We start from the raw sequence: 21814 nt of genomic DNA on the forward strand, positions 1-21814 counted from the left end.
AATGAATATTATGAACAAATATTTTTCTTCGTTGAATGATTCATTGGTCGACCCGTTCCAAGAACCATCATCTGGGGCCTAGAAAGGATCATATTATGTCACGTTTAATCGATCGAATTCACCGGGTCGAATTGGGGAACCTGGCCCAGTTCATCACCCTCTGCCACGACCTGCACCTGTCCTATACGCTGCTGGGCGGTTCCCTGCTGGGGGCCATTCGTCATCAGGGGTTCATCCCCTGGGACGATGACGTGGACGTCGGGCTCCTGCGGCCGGACTACGACCGTTTGTTAGCCGAAGCCCCGCAGCGCCTCGACGGAACCCACTACTTCCTCCAAACGCCGAACAGCGACCCCAACTACGGGCTGAGCTACGCCAAGCTGCTCGACCGCAACACCTACATCGAGGAGAAGAACAACGTGAACAACGCCCGCAAAGGCATCTTCATCGACATTTTCCCCCTCGACCGGATTCCGGTGGAACCGGCGCAGCAGCGTGAGCAGATGACCAAGTTTCAGTGGTATAACACCCGGATTCTGTTGCAGCTCCGCTACCACCTGGTCAACACGCCGCTGCAGAAATTTCAGAGTCCTCTGGGGGCGGATCAATTAGCCGACGTCCAGGCGCTCAAGGACCAGCGGCACGCGGTGATGACGGCTTACCTGAGCCAGCCCAACCTGACCCAGGTCAAAAACTTGGCCTCCCAGTACAGCTACAATAAGGAAGTCTTTTCGCTTCGGCAGGTCACCGACCTAACCCCGGTTCCCTTCGAGGGCTTAACGGTTCAGGTCCCCACGGACTATGCTACGATTTTAACAGAGATGTACGGGGACTACCTGGCCCTGCCGCCGAAGAACCAGCGCACCGAAAAGCACCTCGACAAACTGATCATGGATAACCAGGTCTTCACGGACTAGGGTGGCCACACAATTATGAAACCGAATCCACACACCGTGCCCACCTCGACCGGCTTGCTCGCCGGCGTGGAGCGCAAATCGTTCACGCCGCCATTGCCGTCCGAACAGCTTCACCGCACCACATACGAACCCAACTTTAAAGAAAGTAGATGAACATATGGCTGATACTTATTTTGGCGCCATCCTGGTCAACGTGACCAGCATGGAACTATCGATCGTTAACCTCAAAACCGGTCAGCAGGCCGAGCACGTCAAGTCGACCGTCGCCATCGGGGAAAATATTTATAACCATGAAGACATCGAGCTTCAGACCGTTGCCGACGCCTCCGAGGCACTGCGGGGCTTCCTGCAGATCATCAAGGACTACGGCGTGACCCACTACAAGGTCTGGGGGTCGCAAGCCCTGTCCGCCGCGCCCAACGCCGACTTCATCGCCGACCAGCTCTACGTCCGGACGGGCCTGCGCCTGAACTGGATCTCGCTGGGCCAGGAATCACTGGTCCGCAACGAGGCCATCGCCCTAAAGTTCACCAACTACAAGAAGGTCACCAAGCACCACACGGCCATTATCGGGTTGAACTCCGGGAGCACGACCTTCTCATTTTTCCACCACCAGAAGCTTCTGGCGTCCCACAACATGAAGCTCGGCCCGACCCGGATCAAGGAAGTCCTGCAGACGCTACGGGCGACCGCGCCGAACCCCATCGCCGTTTTGGACGATTACATCAATAGTAAGGTCGACGACTTCTACCGCTTCGTGCCGGACGAGGTCCAGGACGCCAAGCACCAGGTCATCCTGATCGGGGCCACGCCGCTGAACAACTACTTCATCCCGCGGGGCAAGTCGAGTTGCTCCCTGACGTTAGAGGAGTTCCACGCGTTTACCGACGAGGTCATGAACGCCTCGGACCAGTACCTGATGGAACAACTCCAGTTAAATGAAGAAACGGTCAGCCTGGTGCTCCCCGAGGTGCTCCTGCTCCAGAAGCTCTTCGCGACCGTCCACGCCAACCAGGTCCACCTGGTCAACTTAAACGTGCTCGACGGGCTGACCACCCAGGAGGCGCGCGAGGCCGGCTACATCAAGGAAGACTTCGATAGCCAGATCATCGACGCCGCGCACGCCTTGGCCGACCGCTACCAGGTCGAACCACAACACATGTACCTGGTGGAAAAGTTCGCCCTGCACCTGTTTGACCAATTGAAGTCCCTGCACCACCTGAGCACCCGGGACCGCCTGCTCCTGCACGTGGCCGCCATCGTTCACGATATCGGGGGCTTCATCGACACCCACGAACACTACCTGCATTCGGATTACGTGCTCAAGCAGTCGGAGTTGCTGGGCCTGTCCACTCAAGAAATGCAGATTATCGCGGCAGTGTCCCGCTACCACAGCTCACGGACACCCGGGGGCGAGCTTTCCCGCTTCCGGCAGCTCAGCACCGATGAACGCCTGCGCATCGCCAAGTTGGCCGCCCTGCTGCGGGTCGCCGACGCCCTGGACGACGCGCACCAGCAGACCATCGAGCGGATCTCCGTGTCCGTGAAACCCACGCAGGTGGTCATCACCTGCTTCAGCGACGACGACTTGGCCCTGGTGCGGTGGGCCTTCAACTTCAAGGCCGACTTCTTCACCGACGTCTTTGGCTTACAACCCGTGTTCAAACAGAGGAGGTTACATAAATGACAAAAGACTATCGCAATCCCGACTACTTCACCAACCGGGAACTCAGCTGGTTAGACTTTAACGCCCGCGTCTTGGACGAGGCCCGTGACCGGGCGAACCCACTGCTCGAACGGGTCCGCTTCTTAGGGATCACCCAAAGCAACGTGGACGAGTTCTTCATGGTTCGGGTGGCATCGCTGGCCAAGCTGGCTGCCGTCAACTACCCCAAGCCCGATGCCTCGGGGATGACCGCCGAAGCCCAACTGCTGGCCGTCAACGCCAAGGCCCACGACCAGGTCATCAAGCAGTACTCGACGCTAAGCCGGATGCTCCTGCCGTTGCTGGCCAACTGGGACGTGCACTTGAAGACCCTGGCCGACCTGACCGACAAGCAGCACGCCTTCATCGAACGGTACTTTAACAACGAGATTTCCCCGACCATCACGCCGATGGCCGTCGACAGCTCGCGGCCGTTTCCCTTTATCGGCAACAACACCCTCAACATCGCCCTGCGGCTGCATAAGGACGGGGACAAGCACGACAAGCGCTTCGCCACCGTCCAGGTCCCGGAGATCTTCCCCCGGACCGTCCGGCTGCCCGATGCTCCCAACGACTTCATCATGCTGGAAGACATCATCAAGGCCTTCGTCGGCAACCTCTTCATCGGCTACAAGGTCCAGGAGGCCGCGAACTACCGGGTCATCCGGGACATGGACCTGGACGTGGCCGAAGAGGACACCTCCGACCTCTTAAAGGAAGTCGAACATCAGCTGAAGAAGCGGGAACACGGGGGCGCCGTGCGGCTCGAAGTCGAGTCCGGCATCTCCTCGGCCCTGCTCAAACGGCTGACCACCTCGATCAAGGTCCCGGCCTACGCCGTCTACAACATCGTCGGCCCCATCGACCTGACCTTCCTGTCCAAGTGGACTAAGCAGATCAGCGACCACGATGACGGGCGGTACCCGAAATTCACCGCCGCACGGGTCCCCGGCATGGGACCGGACGACGACGTCTTCGCCACGATTCGCGACCACGACATCATCATGCAGCACCCGTACGACTCCTTCGACGCCGTGACCGAGCTGATTCGTCAGGCCTCCCTCGACGACGAGGTCTTGGCCATCAAGATGACCCTCTACCGGGTCTCCGCCAACTCCCCGATCATCAAGTCGCTGGGTCAGGCCGCGCAAAACGGCAAGCAGGTCACCGTGCTGGTCGAGGTCAAGGCCCGGTTTGACGAGGAAAACAACGTCCACTGGGCCCAACAGCTCGAAAAGATGGGCTGCCACGTGATCTACGGTCTGATTGGGCTCAAGACCCACTGTAAGCTGACCCTGATCGTCCGGCGTGAACCGGACGGCATCCGGCGCTACATGCACATGGGGACCGGGAACTACAACGACGTGACCGCCCACTTCTACACCGACATGGGCCTGCTGACCACCAACACCGACATGGGGATCGACGCATCGAACATCTTCAACATGCTGTCCGGCTACTCCGAACCCCCGTACTTCCACCAGTTGCACATGTCGCCCGACGGCATCCGGGAATTCATCAGTGCTAAGCTCGACCAGGAAATCGCCAACGCCAAGCTGGGCAAGACCGCGTGGGCCGAGATGAAGATGAACTCCCTGTCGGACTCCGACATGATCGCCAAGCTCTACGAGGCCTCCCACGCCGGCGTTAAGATTCGCCTGATTGTGCGGGGCATCTGCTGCCTCAACGTGGGCATTCCCGGCATCAGCGACAACATCGAAGTCCACTCCATCGTGGGCCGCTTCCTGGAACACAGTCGGATCTACGCGTTCGCCAACGACGGCGACGAGCAGCTCTACCTGTCCAGTGCCGACCTGATGACCCGGAACCTGAACCGCCGGGTCGAGCTGCTCTTCCCGATTTTAAACGAAGCGTTGCGGCAGCACGCATTTGACATCTTCTCCACGCTCTGGCACGATAACGTCAAGACGCGGGTCCTACAGGCCGACCGGACCTTTACCCGCGTCGACCGGCGGGGACTGGATCCCCTGGACGCCCAGGAGACCTTCATGCGCCAGGCTGAACGCAAGGCCCACGCGCAAAGCGCTCCCGCGGCTCATTTAGCGGGCAACGCCCATCAGTTCCACCCGATGTTGAGCCCGAAGAACCAACCCAAGTCGACCAACGACTAAGGGTGGTTGATTTTAGTCGTGAAGGAGGTGTCGGGCCGTGACCAGCCGCACTGTGACTGGCCGCGTCGCCCGGATTTATGAAAAACCTAGTTGTCATCGATCTCGGATCTAATTCCTGTCGGATGACCGTCACGGAGGTGGACGCCCACGGGCGCTACCAGACCGTTAATCAGCTCAAACGCTACGTGCGCCTATCCGAAAACATGGGCAGTGAAAAGGTCCTCCAGCCCGCCGCCATTGAACGCACCATGGCGGCTCTGACGGAGTTCAAGTCCGTTTATGACCCGCTCCCCAACAAAGAAATCAAGGCGGTGGCCACGGCTGCCGTCCGTCAGGCGACCAACCAGAAGGCCTTCTTGAAGCGCGTCAAGGACGACCTCGACCTGACTCTAACCGTCATTTCCGGGGCCTCGGAGGCGCGCTACGACTACCTCGGGGTGGTGAACACCCTGCCGATGGTCAACGGCCTCATCGTCGATACCGGCGGTGGCTCGTCCGAGCTCATCTTGGTGCAGAACCAGCAGCTCAAGCACGTGGTCTCGATTCCCCTGGGATCGGTGACCCTGTCGCAGAACTACCTGGAACCCGACAAGGTCCAGGCGGCCTCCCTGTTTAGCGCGATGACCTTCGTCAACAACGTCTTCAACGACATCTGGTGGCTGCGCGAGGCCATGAACCTGCCGATCATCGGGCTGGGCGGCGCGAACCGGACCCTGGCCAAGATCAACCGGCGCAAGAAGAACTTTCTGAACGTCGAGGACGTCCACGGCTACAAGCTGACGGCCGCGGACTGCTACGCCACGCTGACCCAGTTGCTGGGTCTGGACCTGGCGGAACGCAAGAAGATTCCCGGGCTATCCAAGGAACGGGCCGACATCATCATCGGCGGCCTGATCCCCGTGATTCTGCTGATGCGGCTGTTGGATTCGCAACAGATCATCTTCTCCAACGCCGGCTTACGGGACGGCCTGCTGTTCGATTACCTGAACCAGGCCGAACTGACCCAGGCGAAGAAGGACTGAGACGGGCGCGACCGTAGGCTCACACGGTTGCCATATTACGCGATTTATCAAAAACAGGAAGGAAATTCTCGTGAAAAATCGAGAATTTCCTTCCTGTTTTGCCTCTCCGCATAGACGGTGTCGAAACGTGCTCGCCAGCTAACCGCCTTTGAGCCCACGCTGGTTAACTACCCAATATGGTTTTCGTGGAGAATGGCGTCGACTTCTTTTTGCTGCTCTTCGGGCTTGGCCCATTCCTGGAACTCGGTAAAGTCCTCCGCCGGCATGGTGTAGTGCTCGTTGACGTAGTCTTCATAAGCCTGCACGTGTGGCGTGTGGGCGATGTTGAGCTGCAGGATGCGCACCTGCTTGATCAACCCCCGTTCGGCGGCCAGCTCGGCCCGGCCGTTCTGCACCATGTTACTGATTTCCATGTACTTGGTCCCGTCTAGTCGGGTGATTTCTTCGATTAAGGTAAACGTTTCGTGACTTTTCATGCTGCTTCCCTCCTAGTCCTCTTGTCTATTATACGAGCCTTGAGGGCAAAACAAAACCACTACCAGGGAATGGCAGTGGTCGGCATAAGAGAGAAAGAGAATTGATTAGAAGGTAATTATTAATACCTTACGAGTACTAATATACCGATATTTGTAAGCGCTGTCAACACTTTCAGGAAATTATTTAAAGTTTTTCTGATTAATTTTGCTAATCAATGCTATTTGAAGCTATTTCGGGTAAATATTGGGAAATTAATAATGGGTCCTTGCACCCAAAAAAGAGGTCAGCAGGCGCCACCTGCTGACCTCCACCATTATTTAGTTTGGACCAAATGAGAGATAGGCCTCAATCGAATTCATTGGGTAAATCCAATCGGGGATAAATAAATGGTACCCTAAAGATACCACTTAAAATGATAGAAATCTATCTGTTTTCTAACTTTTCTCTAATTATTTGGTACTGGTCGTCGCGTTCGGGTCGTGCAGCACCGTTTCCGGTTGGAAAATGCTGCTAGGATGCTCAACGACCTGACTGACCGAATGACCGGAGATGTTGACCAGGCAGATCAGCACGAACAGCACCCCCACCACCGTGGTCAAGATCCGGTTCGACAGACTCATCTTCTCACTGATGACCGAGCCGTAGAAGTCCTTCTTCACGGCCGCCGCCACGTTGGCGTTATCGGGGTCGGCCTGTTGCCGTTCCTCGGTGACCTGCTTCTGGTAAGCGTCGATGTCGAAGGCCTTTTGGTTCTCCTTCATCTGCCGTTGGAAGTGCTTCTTTTCCTTTTTGGTCTGGGCCTTGAACCACTTGGTGAACGCCCGGTAATCCTTGACGACCTTGTCGGTGGCCCCGATTTCCTTCAACGTTCCGTAATGGATCCAGGCGACCCGGTCGCACAGGATCTCGATCTGCTTCAAGGAGTGACTGACGAAGACGATGGTCTTGCCCTCATCCTTGAATTCGGCGATCTTGTCCACACACTTTTGGTAGAAGGTATCGTCCCCGACGGACAACGCTTCATCGATGATCAAGATATCGGGGTTGACGTGCACGGCGATGGAGAAGCCCAGCCGAGATTTCATCCCGGAGGAGTAACTCTTGACCGGCTGGTACAGGAAGTCGCCAATATCGGCGAACGACACGATGTCGTCCATCAACGCATCAATCTCTGGATTGGTGAGCCCCTGCATCAGGGCCTTCAAGCGGATGTTTTCCAGTCCCGTCAGGTTCCCCCGCAGGCCGGCCCCAATCGCGATGATCGAGGTATCCCCGCGAACATCCACGATCCCCGTGGTTTGGGGAATGATTCCCGAAATGATGTTCGACAGCGTCGACTTCCCGGAACCGTTGACCCCGATCAGGCCCAACGTCTCCCCGGGTTTAATTTCCAATGAAATCCCCATCAGAGACCAGAAGTGCGGCACCTTGGAGTTACTCAACGAGAAAAACGACCGCAGCTTTTCGGACTGACTCTTGTACAGGTCGTACTCTTTCGTCACATTTTGGACTTTAATTTTATAGGCATTATCCATGAATTAAACTTCCTAACGCATTTTTTAGTGTTTCCCGGTCCCCCGTGCTGGGGAACTGAATCTGTCATATTATACCAGAAAACCAGCCCGAACGGCTAGTTTCCCCCGCGACTTACGCCTTTCTTTAGCGATACGCAAAAATGACGCCGCAGATACGACGTCATTCTACTTGGTTCTTCACTTATTGTAAAGCCTTGGCATCGACCCAGTAGTTGGTTTTGTCGCCACTAAACTGGATCCGGTACCAGGTCGTCCTGTAGGCCGGCTTGACCGCCTTCTGGTTGATGGTGACCTTGGTCCCCACCTTGGCCTTCTTCGGCCACTTTAACGTGACCTGGTCGAAGTGGGTCTTCTTCACGTGGTTATACGGGTGGTACTTCGCGTAGGACTTGCCCAGCTTCTTGGTACCGCTCGCCGCCGTGTACACGGCATAATCGTAGTCGGGACTGACCTTCTGGGTCGCCGCGGCCACCCAGACCTTCTGGTCACCGACCTTGATGCGGTACCAGGTGGTCTGGATGCCGTCTTGGGTCTTGACCGCCTGATTGTCGGCCGCATAGCTCTTAGCCGTCAGGTCACTCAATTTGCCCTGAGCCTTCGCCAGGTACGGAGAATTATAGACGTGATCGTAGTAGTTCCCGGTCGCGGTCGTACTCAGCTTGACGGTCGCCTTCCCCGCGGTGTATTTGACCGTGGGCAAGGTCAGCGCCTTGGTGTAGACCCAGTACTTTTTAGCGGATTTACTGGTTGAGAAACGAATCCGGTACCAGGTGGTCTTCTTGCCAGTCTGCGGGTCCTGCTTGACGCCCCGCATATCGAGGTAGACCGTCTGCCCCACGTAGGGCTTGACCTTGGACCAGGCCGTCTTGGTGACGTCGGCCCGGGTACCCTTGACGTGGTTATAGAGCCGGTAGCTGGTGTAGCGACTACTCAGATGGGCCGACTGGTTGCCGGTCGCGCCATGGTAAGTCGCGGTCGCGTAAACCACCGCGGGCGCACTGCTACTGCTGCTAGCCGCGCTCGAGGAACTGCTGCTGGCCGCACTGGCCGCATCCAGCGTCGCCAAGTTGTACTGTTTGATGATGGAAATCAGGCTGGCGCCATAGGTCGGCGCCGTCGCGTAGGTGTTGGTCAACGCATTGGCCGCATCCGCATAGGTGGCCGCGTTCTCCCGCCAGGTCCCGCTGTAAATGGTCGGGTTATAGTCCGTCCCATTCCGCAGGAGCTTAGCGTTATCGGTCATTGACGCCTTGGCGCTCGGATACTTCCGAAAGTTGGCGTTGGTGTAGTACAGTTGCCCGTTCGCATCGTATTCCGCCGTCTGCATCGCCACGGACTGCCCGTTATAGCTCCCTTTAATCCCAAAGTAGTTATTGGCTTGGACCGTCAATTGACTGGTCCCCCAGGCGCTTTCTAGGGCCGCCTGCGCCATCATGACGGACGGGTAGAGTTTATATTGATTCGCCACCGTTTTGACGGGGCTCTTCAACGAGGAAATGAAGCCTTGTGGATCGGTGGTCGTCGCCGCATGACTGGTCAACCCCATCGCACTGCCAATCCCGGCGCCCGTAATCAGCACCGCAATCAGCCATCGTTTTGTTCGCATCATGATACCGGTTTCCCCCTTAAAATCGTTTCAGCTCCAGAATACCATAATTCCGGGAACTGGCGGGAGAAAACTTGCCGGATCACACTGCTTTTTCGGATAAGTTAGTTCAATTTGCTAGCCGCGGCCTGGTCTAAGATGACGGTCACGTTGGGGTGCGTTTGTAGGTAGCTGGCCGGCACGTCGGGCGTGACCGGTCCTTGCAGCATCGCGGCCACGGCATCGGCCTTCGCGGCGCCGTAAGCCACCATCAGAATCTGCTTGGCCTTTAAGATCGAGCCAATCCCCATGGAGTACGCGTAACGGGGAACCTCGTCGGCGTTGTCAAAGAAACGCGCGTTGGCTTCGATGGTTGACTCGGTCAGCGCCACCTTGTGCGTGGTCGAGGTCGGATCCGTCCCGGGTTCGTTAAACCCGATGTGGCCGTTTTGGCCCAAGCCTAACAGTTGCAGGTCGATTGGATTGGCCTTGATCAGGGCATCGTAGAGCTGGGTCTCCTCGTCCGCGTCCGGGTTCATCCCGTCCGGTACGAAGGAGTGAGCAAACGGCTTGGCGTTGAACAGGTGCTGCTGCATGAAGTAGTGGTAGCTTTGCGGATGATCCGCCGTTAAGCCCACGTACTCGTCCAGGTTGATCGACGTTAGCCGACTGAAGTCGAGGTCACTGGCCGCCAACTCATCATAGATGGTCACTGGCGTACTCCCCGTCGCTAGACCCAGGACCTGGGCGCCATTGTCCAAAGCATTTTCGAACACTTTAAAACCGGCTAACCCACCGGCAGTCTGATTTTGAACAACTTGAACGTGCATGTTGGTCTTTGCTTGTTGCATCATATCAAATTCCCCTTCTCTTCTCAATGGTATAGCCCAATTATAAACGCTCTAGACCAATTTTGCAAGCTTTTCGCCCATACCAAAAGGCGAGACCCATCAGGGAGTCACCTATTATTCTGTCGAGGATAATAAAAAAGACGGTCCCGTATGACGGTGCCGTCCTAGTTTATTTCCGCCGATCGCCACGGCGGTTGGCGCTTAACGCGTTCTGCTGCTTCCGGAATTTCTCGAAAGTCGCATCGCGTTGCTTTTGGTTCTTATGTGAGTTTTCACGTTTCGTGTACTTCATGTTCGTCGCCTCCCTTTCCGGGTGTTATGGAAACACTATATAACGAAAAGTTAGGTTGTGCAAGATTTCTGTTCGATTCGGCATCAACAATTCAGGCGTCACTGAGGGACCATTCGCTACACGCCGGCGAGCAAGCCGGTCGAGGTGGGCACGACTCCAAAGCCTCGAAAATCACGAGTCTCCGGAGATTGGCCTTGGTGTAATCCGGCAAAGAACGCCGAATAACACCAATTTCACCACGGCCAGCAAGTCGCCTCTGTTCCGCTGACATAGCCGGTCATAGAAAGGTAACAGGAAATGAGTCCAACACACCGATCCCCGGAACGTTTGTCGATATCTGGTAGGATGGCCACGACACTTAAAACAAGTTACCACATTGTTAGCGGAACGGAGCCGACTTGATTCCCCGTAGTGAAATTGTTCTTAGCCGGGGAGGACCTTCCCGGCTTAGAACAAGGTCGAGTTCCGGAGACTCGGGTTGTGAGGCTTCGGAATCGTGCCCACTACGGGAAATCTTGCTCGGCGCAGTGCAGCGGCCAGCCATCCGCAATCTTGGTCGGCTTGCTCGCCGGTGTGCAGCGCCCAGCCACCCCGCAAATCCATGACAGTCTCAGCCGGCCTGCTCACCGGCATGGAGCGTCCACCCACCGTACCCGACAAAAAAGAACCCAGGGCGTTGGCCCCAGGTTCCCGTTATGAACCATTATTCAACTGTCACACTCTTGGCTAAGTTCCGTGGCTTGTCCACGTCTAAGCCCTTGTTCAAGCTGGTGTAGTAAGCCAGCAATTGGGCTGGAACCACACTCAGTAACGGCATCAGCATCTCGTCAACGTCCGGCAAGACCAGGTTATCGCCGTCGATGGCTAAGCCTTCGCGCACGATGGTCATGGTCTTTGCGCCCCGCGCCATGGTCTCTTGCAGGTTGCTCCGGGTCAGACCGGCCGTCTTGGCCTGCGTCACGAACCCGATCACCGGCGTGCCGTCTTCGATCAAGGCAATCGTCCCGTGCTTCAGCTCACCGGAGGCAAACCCTTCGGCCTGAACGTAAGAGATTTCCTTCAACTTAAGCGCTGCTTCCAATGAAACGGCGTGGTCGATGCCCCGGCCGATGTAGAAGGCCTTGTTCGAGGTCATCAGGTAGTCGTTGGCCAGCTTTTCAATCGTGGCCTTTTCGTCCACGATGGCCTGCATGCCCGTTGCCACGAAGCCCAATTGTTGCCGCACGTTGAAGTTCTGGGCCACGATTTGGTCCTTCACTTCACCCAAGGCCTTGGCCAGGATAGCTTCCAGCGCAATTTGTGCGGTGTACGCTTTGGTGGAGGCCACGGCGATTTCTGGGCCGGCGTGCAACAGCAGCGTGTAGGTCGCTTCACGGGATAACGTGGAGTTCTGCACGTTGGTGATGGTCAGGCTTGGGTAGCCCGCGTCGTTGACGTTGACCAACACTTCCCGACTGTCGGCCGTTTCCCCTGATTGACTCAGGAAGATAAAGAACGGCTTGTCCGACAGCATCGGTTGTTCGTAGGCGAATTCGGACGACACGTGGACTTCCGTTGGGATGTGTGCTAGGCGTTCGAAGAGGCGCTTCCCGATCAGGCCGGCGTGGTAACTGGTCCCGGCCCCCACGATGTACAGGCGGTCGGCGTCCTGTAACGCCTTGATCAGCTTTTCATCGAATTGAGGTTCGCCGTGTTCGGACAGGTAGGTCTGGGCCAACTTCCGCATCACGTTCGGTTGTTCGTCGACTTCCTTCAGCATGTAGAACGGGTAAGTCCCCTTGTCGGTCTCGTCGGCGTTCATGTCCACGTGGTAGGTCTTCCGTTCAACCGGGTTCCCATCAGCATCCTGAACGTGAACGGCATTTGGCGTCACCGTGACCACTTCGCCATCCATGATTTCCATGAAGTCGTGGGTCTCCCGTAACATGGCCATGGCGTCGGAGCAGACCACGTTAAAGCCGTCGGCGACCCCGATCAGTAACGGACTCTTGTTCTTCGCAACGAATAACGTGTCGGGTTGTTCGCGGTCCATCAGCAAGAAGGCGTACGAGCCTTTCAACAGGCTCAGGGTCTTCAGGAAGGCGGACTTGGCGTCCAGGTCTTCTTCGACGGCGAACTTGTCGATCAGTTGAACGACGACTTCGGTATCCGTTTGACTCTTAAAGGCGACGTCGCTTAAGTATTGCGCCTTTAATTCTTGGAAGTTGTCGATGACCCCGTTGTGGACCAGGTAGAACCGGTCATCGTTGGAGAAGTGCGGGTGCGCGTTGTCCACGCTAACGACCCCGTGGGTAGCCCAACGCGTGTGGCCAATCCCGGTCGACCCGTGAACGTCGGGCGTGATCTTTTCGCGTAATTGCGAGATCCGACCCTTGGTCTTAACCAGGTAGTCGTTGCCCTTTTGGTCGTTGACGTAGATTCCGGCAGAGTCATAGCCCCGGTACTCCAACTTTTGAAGTCCCTCAACTAAAATCTTGACGGCATTATCGTTTCCTGTAACCCCAACAATTCCACACATAATTTTTCTTCCTTTGCTTGAGGCGGGTTTCTGAAAACTCCCCGGCTCAGATTAGTTTAATAGGTTGTGATGCTGGCTTCCATGAAAATTGGTATAGACTGAAACACCATGAAAGCTATCCCTGAATGACTATACTTTACAGCGTTCGCCCGAGGTTGTCAATTAGTAAAATCTAAAATGGTATATCATAGTTTTAATATTTGCTTAAGCCCGTGACCAACCGATCAAAAAAGCCCCCCAGCAACCTTGCTGGAGAGCTTCGCGTATCATTTTATTCAGCGACGCCCACTTCGGCGCGAACCACGTCAGCGATTCGTTCCACGTAGGTCGCCACGGCTTCCTCGGTTGGTGCTTCCGCCATCACCCGTAACAGGGGTTCCGTCCCGGAAGGCCGAACCAAGACCCGGCCGTCGCCGTTCATTTCCTTTTCAACGGTGGCGATCATCGCCTGCACCTGTGGGTTGTTCAGGGCCGCTTGCTTGTCCGCGACCTTGACGTTGACCAGCTTTTGCGGGTAGGTCGTCACGTCGGCGGCCAGCTCGGACAGCTTCTTGCCGGTGGCCTTCAGGATGTGCAACAGTTGCAGGCTGGTCAGCAGGCCATCCCCGGTGGTGTTGAAGTCCAAGAACACGATGTGCCCAGACTGTTCGCCCCCCAGGTTGTACCCGGACTTGAGCATCTCTTCGACCACGTAACGGTCCCCGACCTTGGTCTTGACAGACTTCAGGTCGTGGGCTTCCATGGCCTTGTACATCCCCAGGTTACTCATGACGGTCGTCACGATGGTGTCCTTCTTCAAGCGGCCGTGTTCCGCCATGTACTTGCCACAAATGTACATGATCTTGTCACCGTCGACGAGGTTGCCTTGTTCGTCGACCGCGATGCACCGGTCCCCGTCACCATCAAAGGCCAACCCGATTTGCGCGCCCTGGTCGACCACGAACTTCTGCAGGTTCTCGGGATGCGTTGACCCGACTTGGTCGTTGATGTTGACCCCGTTCGGGTTCGTTGCCATGGTGTCGAAGTCCAGGTCAAAGTCGGCGTATAACCGGGAGACCAAACCGCTGGTCGATCCGTTAGCGGCGTCGACCGCGATGTGCAGGCCGTTCAGGTCGTCGGAGATCGTTTGTTCCAAGAACTGAATGTACTTTTGGCTGCCTTCGGAGTAGTCTTCCACGGTGCCTAAGCCGTCCGTGGTTGGCCGGGGCAGGTCGTCAGTCGGCGCGTCCAACAGGGCTTCGATCTCTTCTTCCATCTCGTCGGACAGCTTGTAGCCGTCGTTCCCGAAGTACTTGATACCGTTATATTCAGCCGGGTTGTGCGAGGCCGTGATCATGACCCCGGCAGCGGCGCCCTGCGTGCGGACCAGGTAGGCCACGGCTGGCGTGGTGATGACGCCCAACCGTAAGACTTCGATGCCGACCGATAACAACCCCGCGACCAGCGCATTTTCCAGCAGCTGACCGGAGATCCGGGTATCCCGGGCCACCAGCACTTGGGGATGCTTGTTCTCGCTATCCGCGTGTTGGGTCAGGACGTAGCCCCCGAAGCGGCCGACCTTAAAGGCTAATTCCGGCGTTAACTCTTGGTTCGCAACGCCCCGTACACCATCAGTTCCAAAGTATTTCATGACAGAATTCCTCATTTCTCAAATTTGACTTGCGTTAATTGGCCGTTGCTTTCACGGTCACCTTAATCGTGGCCGGATCAAACGCGGTCACGTGATTGTCGTTGGTATCCAGCGTCACCGTCTTGGTCGCCTGGCTCTTCACGTCACTCACATCGACGTCCACCGCCACACTGCTCAGGGACTTCAACTGCGAGGCACTGCCAAACGCCTTGACTGACGTCACGTTGCTACTTAGTTTATACGTCGTCCCGGACGCGCCATTCTTGGCGTTTAACTTCACATCGACGGTCTTGCTCTCGCCCTCCGAGGTGATCGGCAGGTTGACCGTCGTGGTCGACGGCGTCAAGATGACGTTGACCGTCTTGCCACTGCTGTCGAGCGCCTCGATCACCGCTTGGTTATTGACCGTCTTCTTGGTGTTCTGCGGCACGGACAGCTGGGCAATGACCTGGCTGACCCGGGCGATCTCGTTCGCCGCCCCGGTGGCCTTGACGTTGGTCACGTCGGTCGTCGCCGTGCCGGCGGTGTAGCCCGCCGCGATATTTTGTTTATTATACCGAACCTTGACCGGGAACGAGACCGTCCGCCGCGGCTCGATGTCCACCGTGATTTTAGCCGGATTGATGCTCGACTCGATCTCGTGATTCAGGCCCTCCTGGTGCAGGGTGACCTGATGCTTGCCCACGCCCAGGTCACTCAACGCGGCGTACACCTTAAAGTTCTGGGTGTTTGCCGTGGTGGTGACCAGCGCGAGCGGGCCCTTCAGCGTGACCTTCACCCGTTCCGGATAGCCGGTCACAAAGTACTTGTTACTGTTAACGTTCAACTGCAACGGTACCGAGACCGTGACCGTCTTGGTGGCGGTCAGCGAAGTCTTACCGGTGTTGGTCTGATTGCTGCTCGACGACTGGGTACTATTGACGTAAAAGAACAGCAGGACGGCCAAGATCAGCGCTAAGACCCGGTACAGCCACGTCGCGTAGTGCTCATTTTTCATTAGCTGCGCCCCCCGTGAATGCGTTTATCGATCCAGTCCAGCGCGGTCTCCAAGAAGTTATGGTTCTTCGCCGCCTCTTCGTTGACCAACTCGTGCCGCAAGAACTTCAGATAGTCTTCCTGCGTCAAGCCCCGAAGCAGTTCATTGTTCTTGGTGATGGACACCTCACCGGTCTCTTCCGAAATCACGATGGTCAACGCATCGGTGACTTCCGAGATCCCCACGGCCGCCCGGTGACGCGTCCCCAATTCCTTAGGAATCAGGTTGCTTTCTGACAGCGGCAAGTAGGCGGCGGCCACCGCGATCCGGTTGTTGCGGATGATGACCGCCCCATCATGCAGGGGCGTGTTCGGAATGAAGATGTTGATCAGGAGTTCCCCGGTCAGCTCGGCATCCAGATTAATGCCCGTTTCGATGTAGTCCTCCAGTCCCGTGTCCTGCTGGATGGTCATTAACGCCCCGATCCGCCGTTTCGACATGTACTGGATGGCTTTATCCAAACCCGCAATCATCTTGTTGGCGGCTTCATTCTCGTGCCGCATCCGCACAAAGAGCGATCCGCGGCCCAGATGTTCCAGCCCCCGACGAATTTCAGGCTGGAAAATGATAATGACCGCAATGACACCCCAGTTGATGACTTGGTCCATTAACCAAGAGACCGTGTTCAAGCCAAAGTAGCTACTGATGACCTTGACCACCAGAATCAAAATAACGCCCCGGAAGAGTTGAATGGCCTTGGTTCCGCGCAACATGACGATCAGTTCGTAGATGACGAACCAGACCACCAGAATGTCCAAAACGTTGACCAAATTTCCTAATGTTAGGAGATTTCCCCAATTTAGGTTCACATTTTTCCCCTCCAAATTGAATTCAGATTTCATTATATCACGGCCCCTATCTTTCCGCCTTAATTCCCCCCAATGTCACGCAAATGCTGGCTAGAAAAGTGACCAAATTTACAAAATTTCTTAAGAGCGGCCTCAGTCAGTTAGACCCGTAACGTTTTCTGGTAAGATAGAAAGCGTTAACTAGGAAACGGACACCATTCCGCTGTAAGATAGAGGTAGGTATCCATCGAATGAGAAAGGAGAGGTGATGGCTTATGAATCGGCGCGCACGCTGGGAAATCCGAGCTTTCTTTTTGCTGTGGTTGGGCTTTCTCTACGTTCGGGTCCACGACCCCTTCTCTTTCTTACTGCTCAACACGTTTTTGGGGTACATCCCCATCGAACTGAGCTTCCACCTGGGGGCGCACAAGCCCCGGCCGTTCTGGCTCTTCTGGCCCCTGGTCCTGATTTGGTTGCTGTTCTATCCGAACGCGCCCTATCTCCTGACGGACCTGTTCCACCTCTCCCTGTTGCAGCCATACGCCGTTAGCGGCCTGCTCAAGGCGACCTCGCACATCTGGATCTACTTTACCTACATGATGATCAGCGCCCTGGGATGCGCCTTTTTGGGCTTCTGGAGCCTCAACTACGTCAGTCAAAGCATTTCGCAGCGACTGGCGCGGGGCAACGGCATCGTGCGCTTGATCGTGGTCCTGCTCCTGACCTTCCTGTCGTCGGTCGGCGTCTACATCGGGCGCTTTCTGCGCATCCACACGATTTACCTTTTCTTGAACCCCGAGCAGTTCATCCGCCCGTTACTCACCATGTGGACCCATAACCTCTGGATCTTCGTGCTGCTGATGACGGCGCTCCAGCTCTTCTGTTACTGGATTCTCCACCTAATCATGACCGCCCGCACGACGGAAGACAATGAGTAACAATGCGACTGACCTCGACTGGGGTCAGTCGTTTTTAATGCAATGGGGCTCGCATCCCCGCCATTAAGAAAGCCCCTACCGACACGCTTGTCAGTAAGGGCTCTTTTTTATGATATTGAAAGCTATCAGGTGACATCCGGACCACGGTCGTCACGACCCAGCTGAGCGAAAGCAATCAACAACTTTCGCCGATTTTAACGAAGACCACGCGGGTCCTAGTTTCCCTCGTCATCGTTCAACGACATGACCAACACATTTTCGGCGTAGTTGACGTACTGCCGCAGGTGGGTGGCCATGGTCCAGGTAATGTTACCGGCTTCCAGTAAGGATTGGATCCCGGCCCGTTCGGCACTCAGAGCCCGCACCCGCAGCTTGTTGAACTGGTGCTGGTATTCCTCTTCGTGCGACGGTGCCGCGGCCGCCTTGGCCCGTTCGATGCGGTTACGGTAGTTGACGATCAGGTGGTAGATGGCCTGGTTATCGAACTGCGTCTCGTCCACGTCGGTGCGCGCGAGGTACTGAGACAACGCTTTAATGGCGGCCTTGGCCGTTTCCCGCTCGACCAGGTTACTCTCGGCGTGGAGCCGGTCGGTGTCCTCGGAGTGCAACCAGTAGGCCGCGTTCCGGAACAGGTGCTTGAAGAACAGGATCCAGTACCGCACCACGCTGGGCCAGGTATGTCCGGACGCTTGTGAGAGCCGGTTCTCCAACCGTTCGATTCGCCGCACGGCCCCCACGTAGGTGGTCTGGGTGATCTTCTCACCCTGCCGGAGTTCCTTCAACGCGACCCGTTCGCCCTCGACCGCGACCTGCCGCAGGGTCAACTCATCGTTTAAAACCTTCTGCATGGCTTGGTCGGCCCGGTAGTTCATTTCCAAGCGCCGAATGACGAACTGGTAGTCCAGGATCAGGTCGTAGGCGGCCCGCTGATTATTGGGCCGGCGCAATTCCTCAATCTTCGAGATGGCCAGCCGCATGATGTAGGCCCGCGCCTCGTCCTCGCTGATCTGACGCACCTCGTCGGCCTCGTCAAAGTCATCGTCCTCGTCGTCGAGGTCCAACTCGTTAGTGATTTCGTCACTGACGCTGGCCCGCGTCTGCAGGGGCTGCTTGCTGGTCGAAATCAGCGGCAGCGTGATGGTCGCGGCCACTAGGCTAATGATGATGACCCCGGACGCTACGAACAGCATCAAGGCCCGGGTCGGAAACCCGGCCCCACTGGCGACCGTCAACGGAACCGACAATACCCCGGCCATGGTTACGGCCCCCCGGACCCCGGACAGTCCGGACAAGACTGCCATGCGGAAGCTCGGGCGTTCTTCGCCGCGGTTTCGCAGGCGTTGAAACAGGATATAGCCGTAGGTCCAGACGATCCGGATACCCAGAATCACCAGCCAAGCGCCCAGCGCAAATAACAGGGCCTCACTGGTATTGAATTGGCCGCCCTTGATGACCTGCGAGGTCGCCACGGGCAGCTCGATGCCCAGAATCACGAACACGATCCCGTTCAACGAATAGATAATGATGTCCCAAACCTTTTCGGTCACCAGTTTAAGTTCCGGCGAATCCTCCACGATTTGGCTTTCCCGCGCGTGGTACAGGACCCCGGCGGTCACGACCGCGATCACCCCTGAGGCGTGGGTGATCTCTTCGGTCACCAGGTAGACCACGAAGGGCGTCGCCAGTTGCAGCACGGTGTTGAACACCACGTCGTCAATTCCTTGCCGGCGCAAAACATCCATTAACAGCTGAATCGCCGTCATGATGATCAGCCCCGCCAAAAAACCCACGATACTGATGTAGACAAAGTCGCCCGCCGCGGTCCCCAGGGAAAAGGCCCCGGTCACGGTCGCCGCAATGGCGTATTTAAAGGCAATCAGCCCGCTGGCATCGTTGATTAGGCTTTCACCACTGACCAGGTGCATCAGGCTCTCCGGCAGTTTGGCCTGCTTCGAGATCGACTGCACGGCCACCGGGTCGGTCGGCGACAGGATCGCCGCCAGCGCGAAGGCCACGGTCAGCGGCATCTTTGGAATCAACAGGTAAATCAGGTAGCCCCCCAGAATGGTCGTTAAAAAGACCAGCCAGATGGCATTGGCAAAAATCGGTCCTCGCAGGCGCCAAAGTTCACGCCGCGGGAACCGGCGCCCATCGTTATACAGTAAGGGCGCAATAAACAAGAGTAAGAACCAGTCAGTTTCCAGTTGAATCTGGAACTGCCAAATCAAGGCCACAATCAACCCTAACGCGATTTGAATCAGACTGACCGGAATAAATGTGAGGTAGTGACTGATGATGTTCGACAAAAGGACTAACACAATCAATAAAATCACTGCTTCAACTATGGGCAAATGAGGTCCCCCCTTCTAAGATTAGTCTTGTGGTTGCTCGCCAATAATGCGAACTTCCGTTTCGAGCTTGACGTGGTCGGTCTTCCAGATCACGTCTTGGATGTGATGAATCAACTCCAGGTAGTCCGTGGCGGTGGCGTGGTCGATGTTCACGATGAAGCCCGCGTGCTTCGTCGAGACCTGGGCGCCGCCCCACTTCAGGCCCTGTAACCCGGCCTCCTGAATCAATTGGCCAGTATAGTGACCTTCGGGCCGTTTGAAGACACTGCCGCACGACGGCAGGTCCAATGGCTGCTTCGCCGCACGCCGGGCGTTCAGATCGTCCATCTGCGCCTGAATAGCGCCCTTATCACCGGGCGTCAGGGCAAAAGTCGCCGTTAACACGATGTCGTGATAGTCCTGCACGGAGCTGTGCCGGTACCCAAAGTCCAGTTCTTCGCGACTCAGGGTCCGAATCTCGCCGGTTGGCGTCAAGACCTCGGCCGCCACGGCGACTTCACTGATCTCACCGCCGTAAGCGCCGGCGTTCATGAAGATGGCACCGCCCACGCTCCCGGGAATCCCGGCGGCAAACTCCAGGCCGCTCAGCCCGTGAGCCTGGGCCACCTGGGTCGTCTTGATCAGGGCCGCCCCGGCCGCGGCGGTCACCGTGTGCTGGTCATCGTCGGCGGTAATGCTGGCCATCTTGGTCAGAATCATCACCAGGCCGCGAATCCCGCCGTCCCGGACGATCAGGTTGCTGGCGTTGCCGACCACCGTTACCGGGAGTTTTTCCTGGTTCGCGTAGGCCAGTAACGACTTGGTCTCCTGCACGTTCGTTGGGAACGCCAGGTAGTCGGCCGGGCCACCGGTCTTCGTGTGGGTGTAATGGGCTAACGGCTCATGCCGTAAAATTTCTATTGTTGGAAATACAGTTGCGATATCTTCCATAATCATTGTTTTCCCTTCGTTTCACCAATATTCAGGGGTTGGGACCAACGTCTCGGACGTTTTTCTTCCGAACACCTGGTACCGAAACGTGCGCCAAAGGGCAGCTGACGACCTAACGACTCACCAGCTCATCATCCTTTGTCCCACTCTCTAACAGTCATATGAACATTTTAGCATGAATCCCCAGCAAACAACATGCCAGACACCTGGAAAGCGGGGAAAAGGCATTTTCTGGTATACTGGGAATGGATTATGCCCCTGGCCTGACCACCAGTGCCCGGGGCGCAACTTATGCGTTGGAGGCGTAAAATTATGAAATTCATTTCTTGGAACGTCAACGGGTTACGCGCAATCGTGAAGAAGGGCTTCGTCGAGACCTTTCAGGACCTGGACGCCGACTTCTTCGGGGTGCAGGAGACCAAGCTGCAGGAGGGACAGATCGACCTGGACCTGCCCGGGTACTACCAATACTGGAATTACGCGGAACGCAAGGGCTATTCGGGGACGGCTCTGTTCACGAAGCACCAGCCGCTCAGCGTTCACTACGGGATCGACGCCCCCGACTTCGACCACGAAGGCCGGGCCATCACCTTGGAATACCCCGACTTTTACCTGCTGACCTGCTACACGCCGAACTCCGGGACCAAGCTGAAGCGCCTGGACTTCCGGATGGGCTGGGAAGACGCCTTTCTGACATACATCAACCAGCTCAACGCGCAAAAGCCGGTCATCTTCTGCGGCGACCTCAACGTGGCCCACGAAGAGATCGACCTGAAGAACCCCAAGTCCAACCACCACAACGCCGGGTTCTCCGACGAGGAACGGGGGAAGTTCACCACGCTGCTGGGTGCCGGTTACCTGGACACCTTCCGGAACTTCTACCCCGACGCCACCGGCCGCTATTCCTGGTGGAGCTACCGGTTCCACGCCCGGGACAACAACGCCGGCTGGCGCATCGACTACTTCGTAACCAGCCAACGCTTGCAAAAGCAGCTCCAAGACGCTAAAATCTTAGACCAAGTCATGGGCTCCGACCACTGTCCGGTCGAACTGGACGTCGACGGCTTACACGTCGACTAGCGGCCGGTCCCGCCCACCATTCTATCT

17 protein-coding genes are annotated in these 21814 nt (G+C 56.6%); 6 read left to right on the plus strand and 11 right to left on the minus strand.

From position 1 onward, the window contains the following. Positions 1-95 precede the first annotated feature (95 nt). The 4 genes from FD37_RS06210 to ppx all read left to right on the plus strand — a co-directional run bounded on the left by FD37_RS06210 (position 96) and on the right by ppx (position 5776). Complete coding sequence (locus tag FD37_RS06210; protein WP_056964250.1) at positions 96-917, plus strand: LicD family protein; 822 nt, start codon at positions 96-98, stop codon at positions 915-917. A 157-nt stretch (positions 918-1074) separates the two neighbouring features. Beyond that, positions 1075-2604, plus strand: coding sequence for a Ppx/GppA phosphatase family protein (locus FD37_RS06215; protein ID WP_045807107.1), 1530 nt, complete (start codon positions 1075-1077; stop codon positions 2602-2604). After that, on the plus strand, positions 2601-4754 hold the full coding sequence (locus tag FD37_RS06220) for an RNA degradosome polyphosphate kinase (protein ID WP_045807106.1): 2154 nt from the start codon (positions 2601-2603) through the stop codon (positions 4752-4754). Before FD37_RS06215 ends, FD37_RS06220 begins: the two co-directional genes overlap by 4 nt. Before the next feature lie 77 nt (positions 4755-4831). Beyond that, positions 4832-5776, plus strand: coding sequence for an exopolyphosphatase (gene ppx, locus FD37_RS06225; RefSeq protein ID WP_045807105.1), 945 nt, complete (start codon positions 4832-4834; stop codon positions 5774-5776). 167 nt (positions 5777-5943) lie between these two features. Here the strand turns inward: ppx and FD37_RS06230 are convergent, their stop codons facing one another. From FD37_RS06230 to cdaA, 9 genes are all read right to left on the minus strand, one after another. Further along, positions 5944-6252, minus strand: coding sequence for a hypothetical protein (locus FD37_RS06230; RefSeq protein ID WP_045807104.1), 309 nt, complete (start codon positions 6250-6252; stop codon positions 5944-5946). Positions 6253-6702: 450 nt separating this feature from the next. Then, positions 6703-7788, minus strand: coding sequence for an ABC transporter ATP-binding protein (locus tag FD37_RS06235; RefSeq protein WP_056964252.1), 1086 nt, complete (start codon positions 7786-7788; stop codon positions 6703-6705). A gap of 181 nt (positions 7789-7969) precedes the next feature. After that, complete coding sequence (locus FD37_RS06240) at positions 7970-9397, minus strand: glucosaminidase domain-containing protein (protein WP_045807102.1); 1428 nt, start codon at positions 9395-9397, stop codon at positions 7970-7972. Positions 9398-9498: 101 nt separating this feature from the next. Then, positions 9499-10203 carry a glucosamine-6-phosphate deaminase gene (locus FD37_RS06245; RefSeq protein WP_045807129.1) on the minus strand — a complete coding sequence of 235 codons (705 nt, stop codon included), beginning with the start codon at positions 10201-10203 and terminating at the stop codon, positions 9499-9501. 190 nt (positions 10204-10393) lie between these two features. Then, the gene (locus tag FD37_RS13205; protein WP_263640590.1) at positions 10394-10516 is read right to left on the minus strand and encodes a hypothetical protein; all 123 of its coding nucleotides are present in this window, start codon (positions 10514-10516) and stop codon (positions 10394-10396) included. 703 nt (positions 10517-11219) lie between these two features. Next, positions 11220-13034 (minus strand): glutamine--fructose-6-phosphate transaminase (isomerizing), encoded by a 1815-nt coding sequence (gene glmS, locus FD37_RS06250; protein WP_045807100.1) that lies wholly within the window; start codon positions 13032-13034, stop codon positions 11220-11222. A gap of 271 nt (positions 13035-13305) precedes the next feature. Beyond that, the gene (gene glmM, locus FD37_RS06255; RefSeq protein ID WP_056964254.1) at positions 13306-14664 is read right to left on the minus strand and encodes a phosphoglucosamine mutase; all 1359 of its coding nucleotides are present in this window, start codon (positions 14662-14664) and stop codon (positions 13306-13308) included. Between the two features lie 34 nt (positions 14665-14698). Further along, entirely contained in the window at positions 14699-15661 is a 963-nt protein-coding gene (locus FD37_RS06260) for a CdaR family protein (protein WP_045807098.1), read from the minus strand. Continuing rightward, a complete protein-coding gene (gene cdaA / locus FD37_RS06265; protein ID WP_045807097.1) occupies positions 15661-16509 on the minus strand; it encodes a diadenylate cyclase CdaA in 849 nt (282 codons plus the stop codon). Before cdaA ends, FD37_RS06260 begins: the two co-directional genes overlap by 1 nt. A 254-nt stretch (positions 16510-16763) precedes the next feature. Between cdaA and FD37_RS06270 the strand changes: the two genes are divergently transcribed. Next, the gene (locus FD37_RS06270) at positions 16764-17426 is read left to right on the plus strand and encodes a DUF1361 domain-containing protein (RefSeq protein ID WP_045807096.1); all 663 of its coding nucleotides are present in this window, start codon (positions 16764-16766) and stop codon (positions 17424-17426) included. Positions 17427-17641: 215 nt separating this feature from the next. Here the strand turns inward: FD37_RS06270 and FD37_RS06275 are convergent, their stop codons facing one another. Next, on the minus strand, positions 17642-19777 hold the full coding sequence (locus FD37_RS06275; protein ID WP_056964256.1) for a cation:proton antiporter: 2136 nt from the start codon (positions 19775-19777) through the stop codon (positions 17642-17644). 21 nt (positions 19778-19798) lie between these two features. Continuing rightward, positions 19799-20713 carry a UDP-N-acetylmuramate dehydrogenase gene (gene murB, locus FD37_RS06280; RefSeq protein WP_056964257.1) on the minus strand — a complete coding sequence of 305 codons (915 nt, stop codon included), beginning with the start codon at positions 20711-20713 and terminating at the stop codon, positions 19799-19801. Positions 20714-21019: 306 nt separating this feature from the next. Between murB and FD37_RS06285 the strand changes: the two genes are divergently transcribed. Next, positions 21020-21787: an exodeoxyribonuclease III gene (locus tag FD37_RS06285; protein ID WP_045807093.1), complete on the plus strand. Its 768-nt coding sequence runs from the start codon at positions 21020-21022 to the stop codon at positions 21785-21787. Positions 21788-21814: the final 27 nt, after the last annotated feature.

This window comes from Levilactobacillus spicheri DSM 15429 (assembly GCF_001435095.1).
Classification (GTDB): domain Bacteria; phylum Bacillota; class Bacilli; order Lactobacillales; family Lactobacillaceae; genus Levilactobacillus; species Levilactobacillus spicheri.

Excerpts from the sequence above, each read along its gene's own strand:
- FD37_RS06260 (WP_045807098.1), bottom strand. The coding sequence starts at position 15,661 with ATGAAAAATGAGCACTACGCGACGTGGCTGTACCGGGTCTTAGCGCTG.
- FD37_RS06230 (WP_045807104.1), bottom strand. The coding sequence starts at position 6,252 with ATGAAAAGTCACGAAACGTTTACCTTAATCGAAGAAATCACCCGACTA.
- FD37_RS06240 (WP_045807102.1), bottom strand. The coding sequence starts at position 9,397 with ATGATGCGAACAAAACGATGGCTGATTGCGGTGCTGATTACGGGCGCC.
- FD37_RS06285 (WP_045807093.1), top strand. The coding sequence starts at position 21,020 with ATGAAATTCATTTCTTGGAACGTCAACGGGTTACGCGCAATCGTGAAG.
- FD37_RS06270 (WP_045807096.1), top strand. The coding sequence starts at position 16,764 with ATGAATCGGCGCGCACGCTGGGAAATCCGAGCTTTCTTTTTGCTGTGG.
- murB (WP_056964257.1), bottom strand. The coding sequence starts at position 20,713 with ATGATTATGGAAGATATCGCAACTGTATTTCCAACAATAGAAATTTTA.
- FD37_RS13205 (WP_263640590.1), bottom strand. The coding sequence starts at position 10,516 with ATGAAGTACACGAAACGTGAAAACTCACATAAGAACCAAAAGCAACGC.
- FD37_RS06210 (WP_056964250.1), top strand. The coding sequence starts at position 96 with ATGTCACGTTTAATCGATCGAATTCACCGGGTCGAATTGGGGAACCTG.
- glmM (WP_056964254.1), bottom strand. The coding sequence starts at position 14,664 with ATGAAATACTTTGGAACTGATGGTGTACGGGGCGTTGCGAACCAAGAG.
- FD37_RS06245 (WP_045807129.1), bottom strand. The coding sequence starts at position 10,203 with ATGCACGTTCAAGTTGTTCAAAATCAGACTGCCGGTGGGTTAGCCGGT.
- FD37_RS06215 (WP_045807107.1), top strand. The coding sequence starts at position 1,075 with ATGGCTGATACTTATTTTGGCGCCATCCTGGTCAACGTGACCAGCATG.
- FD37_RS06220 (WP_045807106.1), top strand. The coding sequence starts at position 2,601 with ATGACAAAAGACTATCGCAATCCCGACTACTTCACCAACCGGGAACTC.
- FD37_RS06235 (WP_056964252.1), bottom strand. The coding sequence starts at position 7,788 with ATGGATAATGCCTATAAAATTAAAGTCCAAAATGTGACGAAAGAGTAC.
- ppx (WP_045807105.1), top strand. The coding sequence starts at position 4,832 with ATGAAAAACCTAGTTGTCATCGATCTCGGATCTAATTCCTGTCGGATG.
- glmS (WP_045807100.1), bottom strand. The coding sequence starts at position 13,034 with ATGTGTGGAATTGTTGGGGTTACAGGAAACGATAATGCCGTCAAGATT.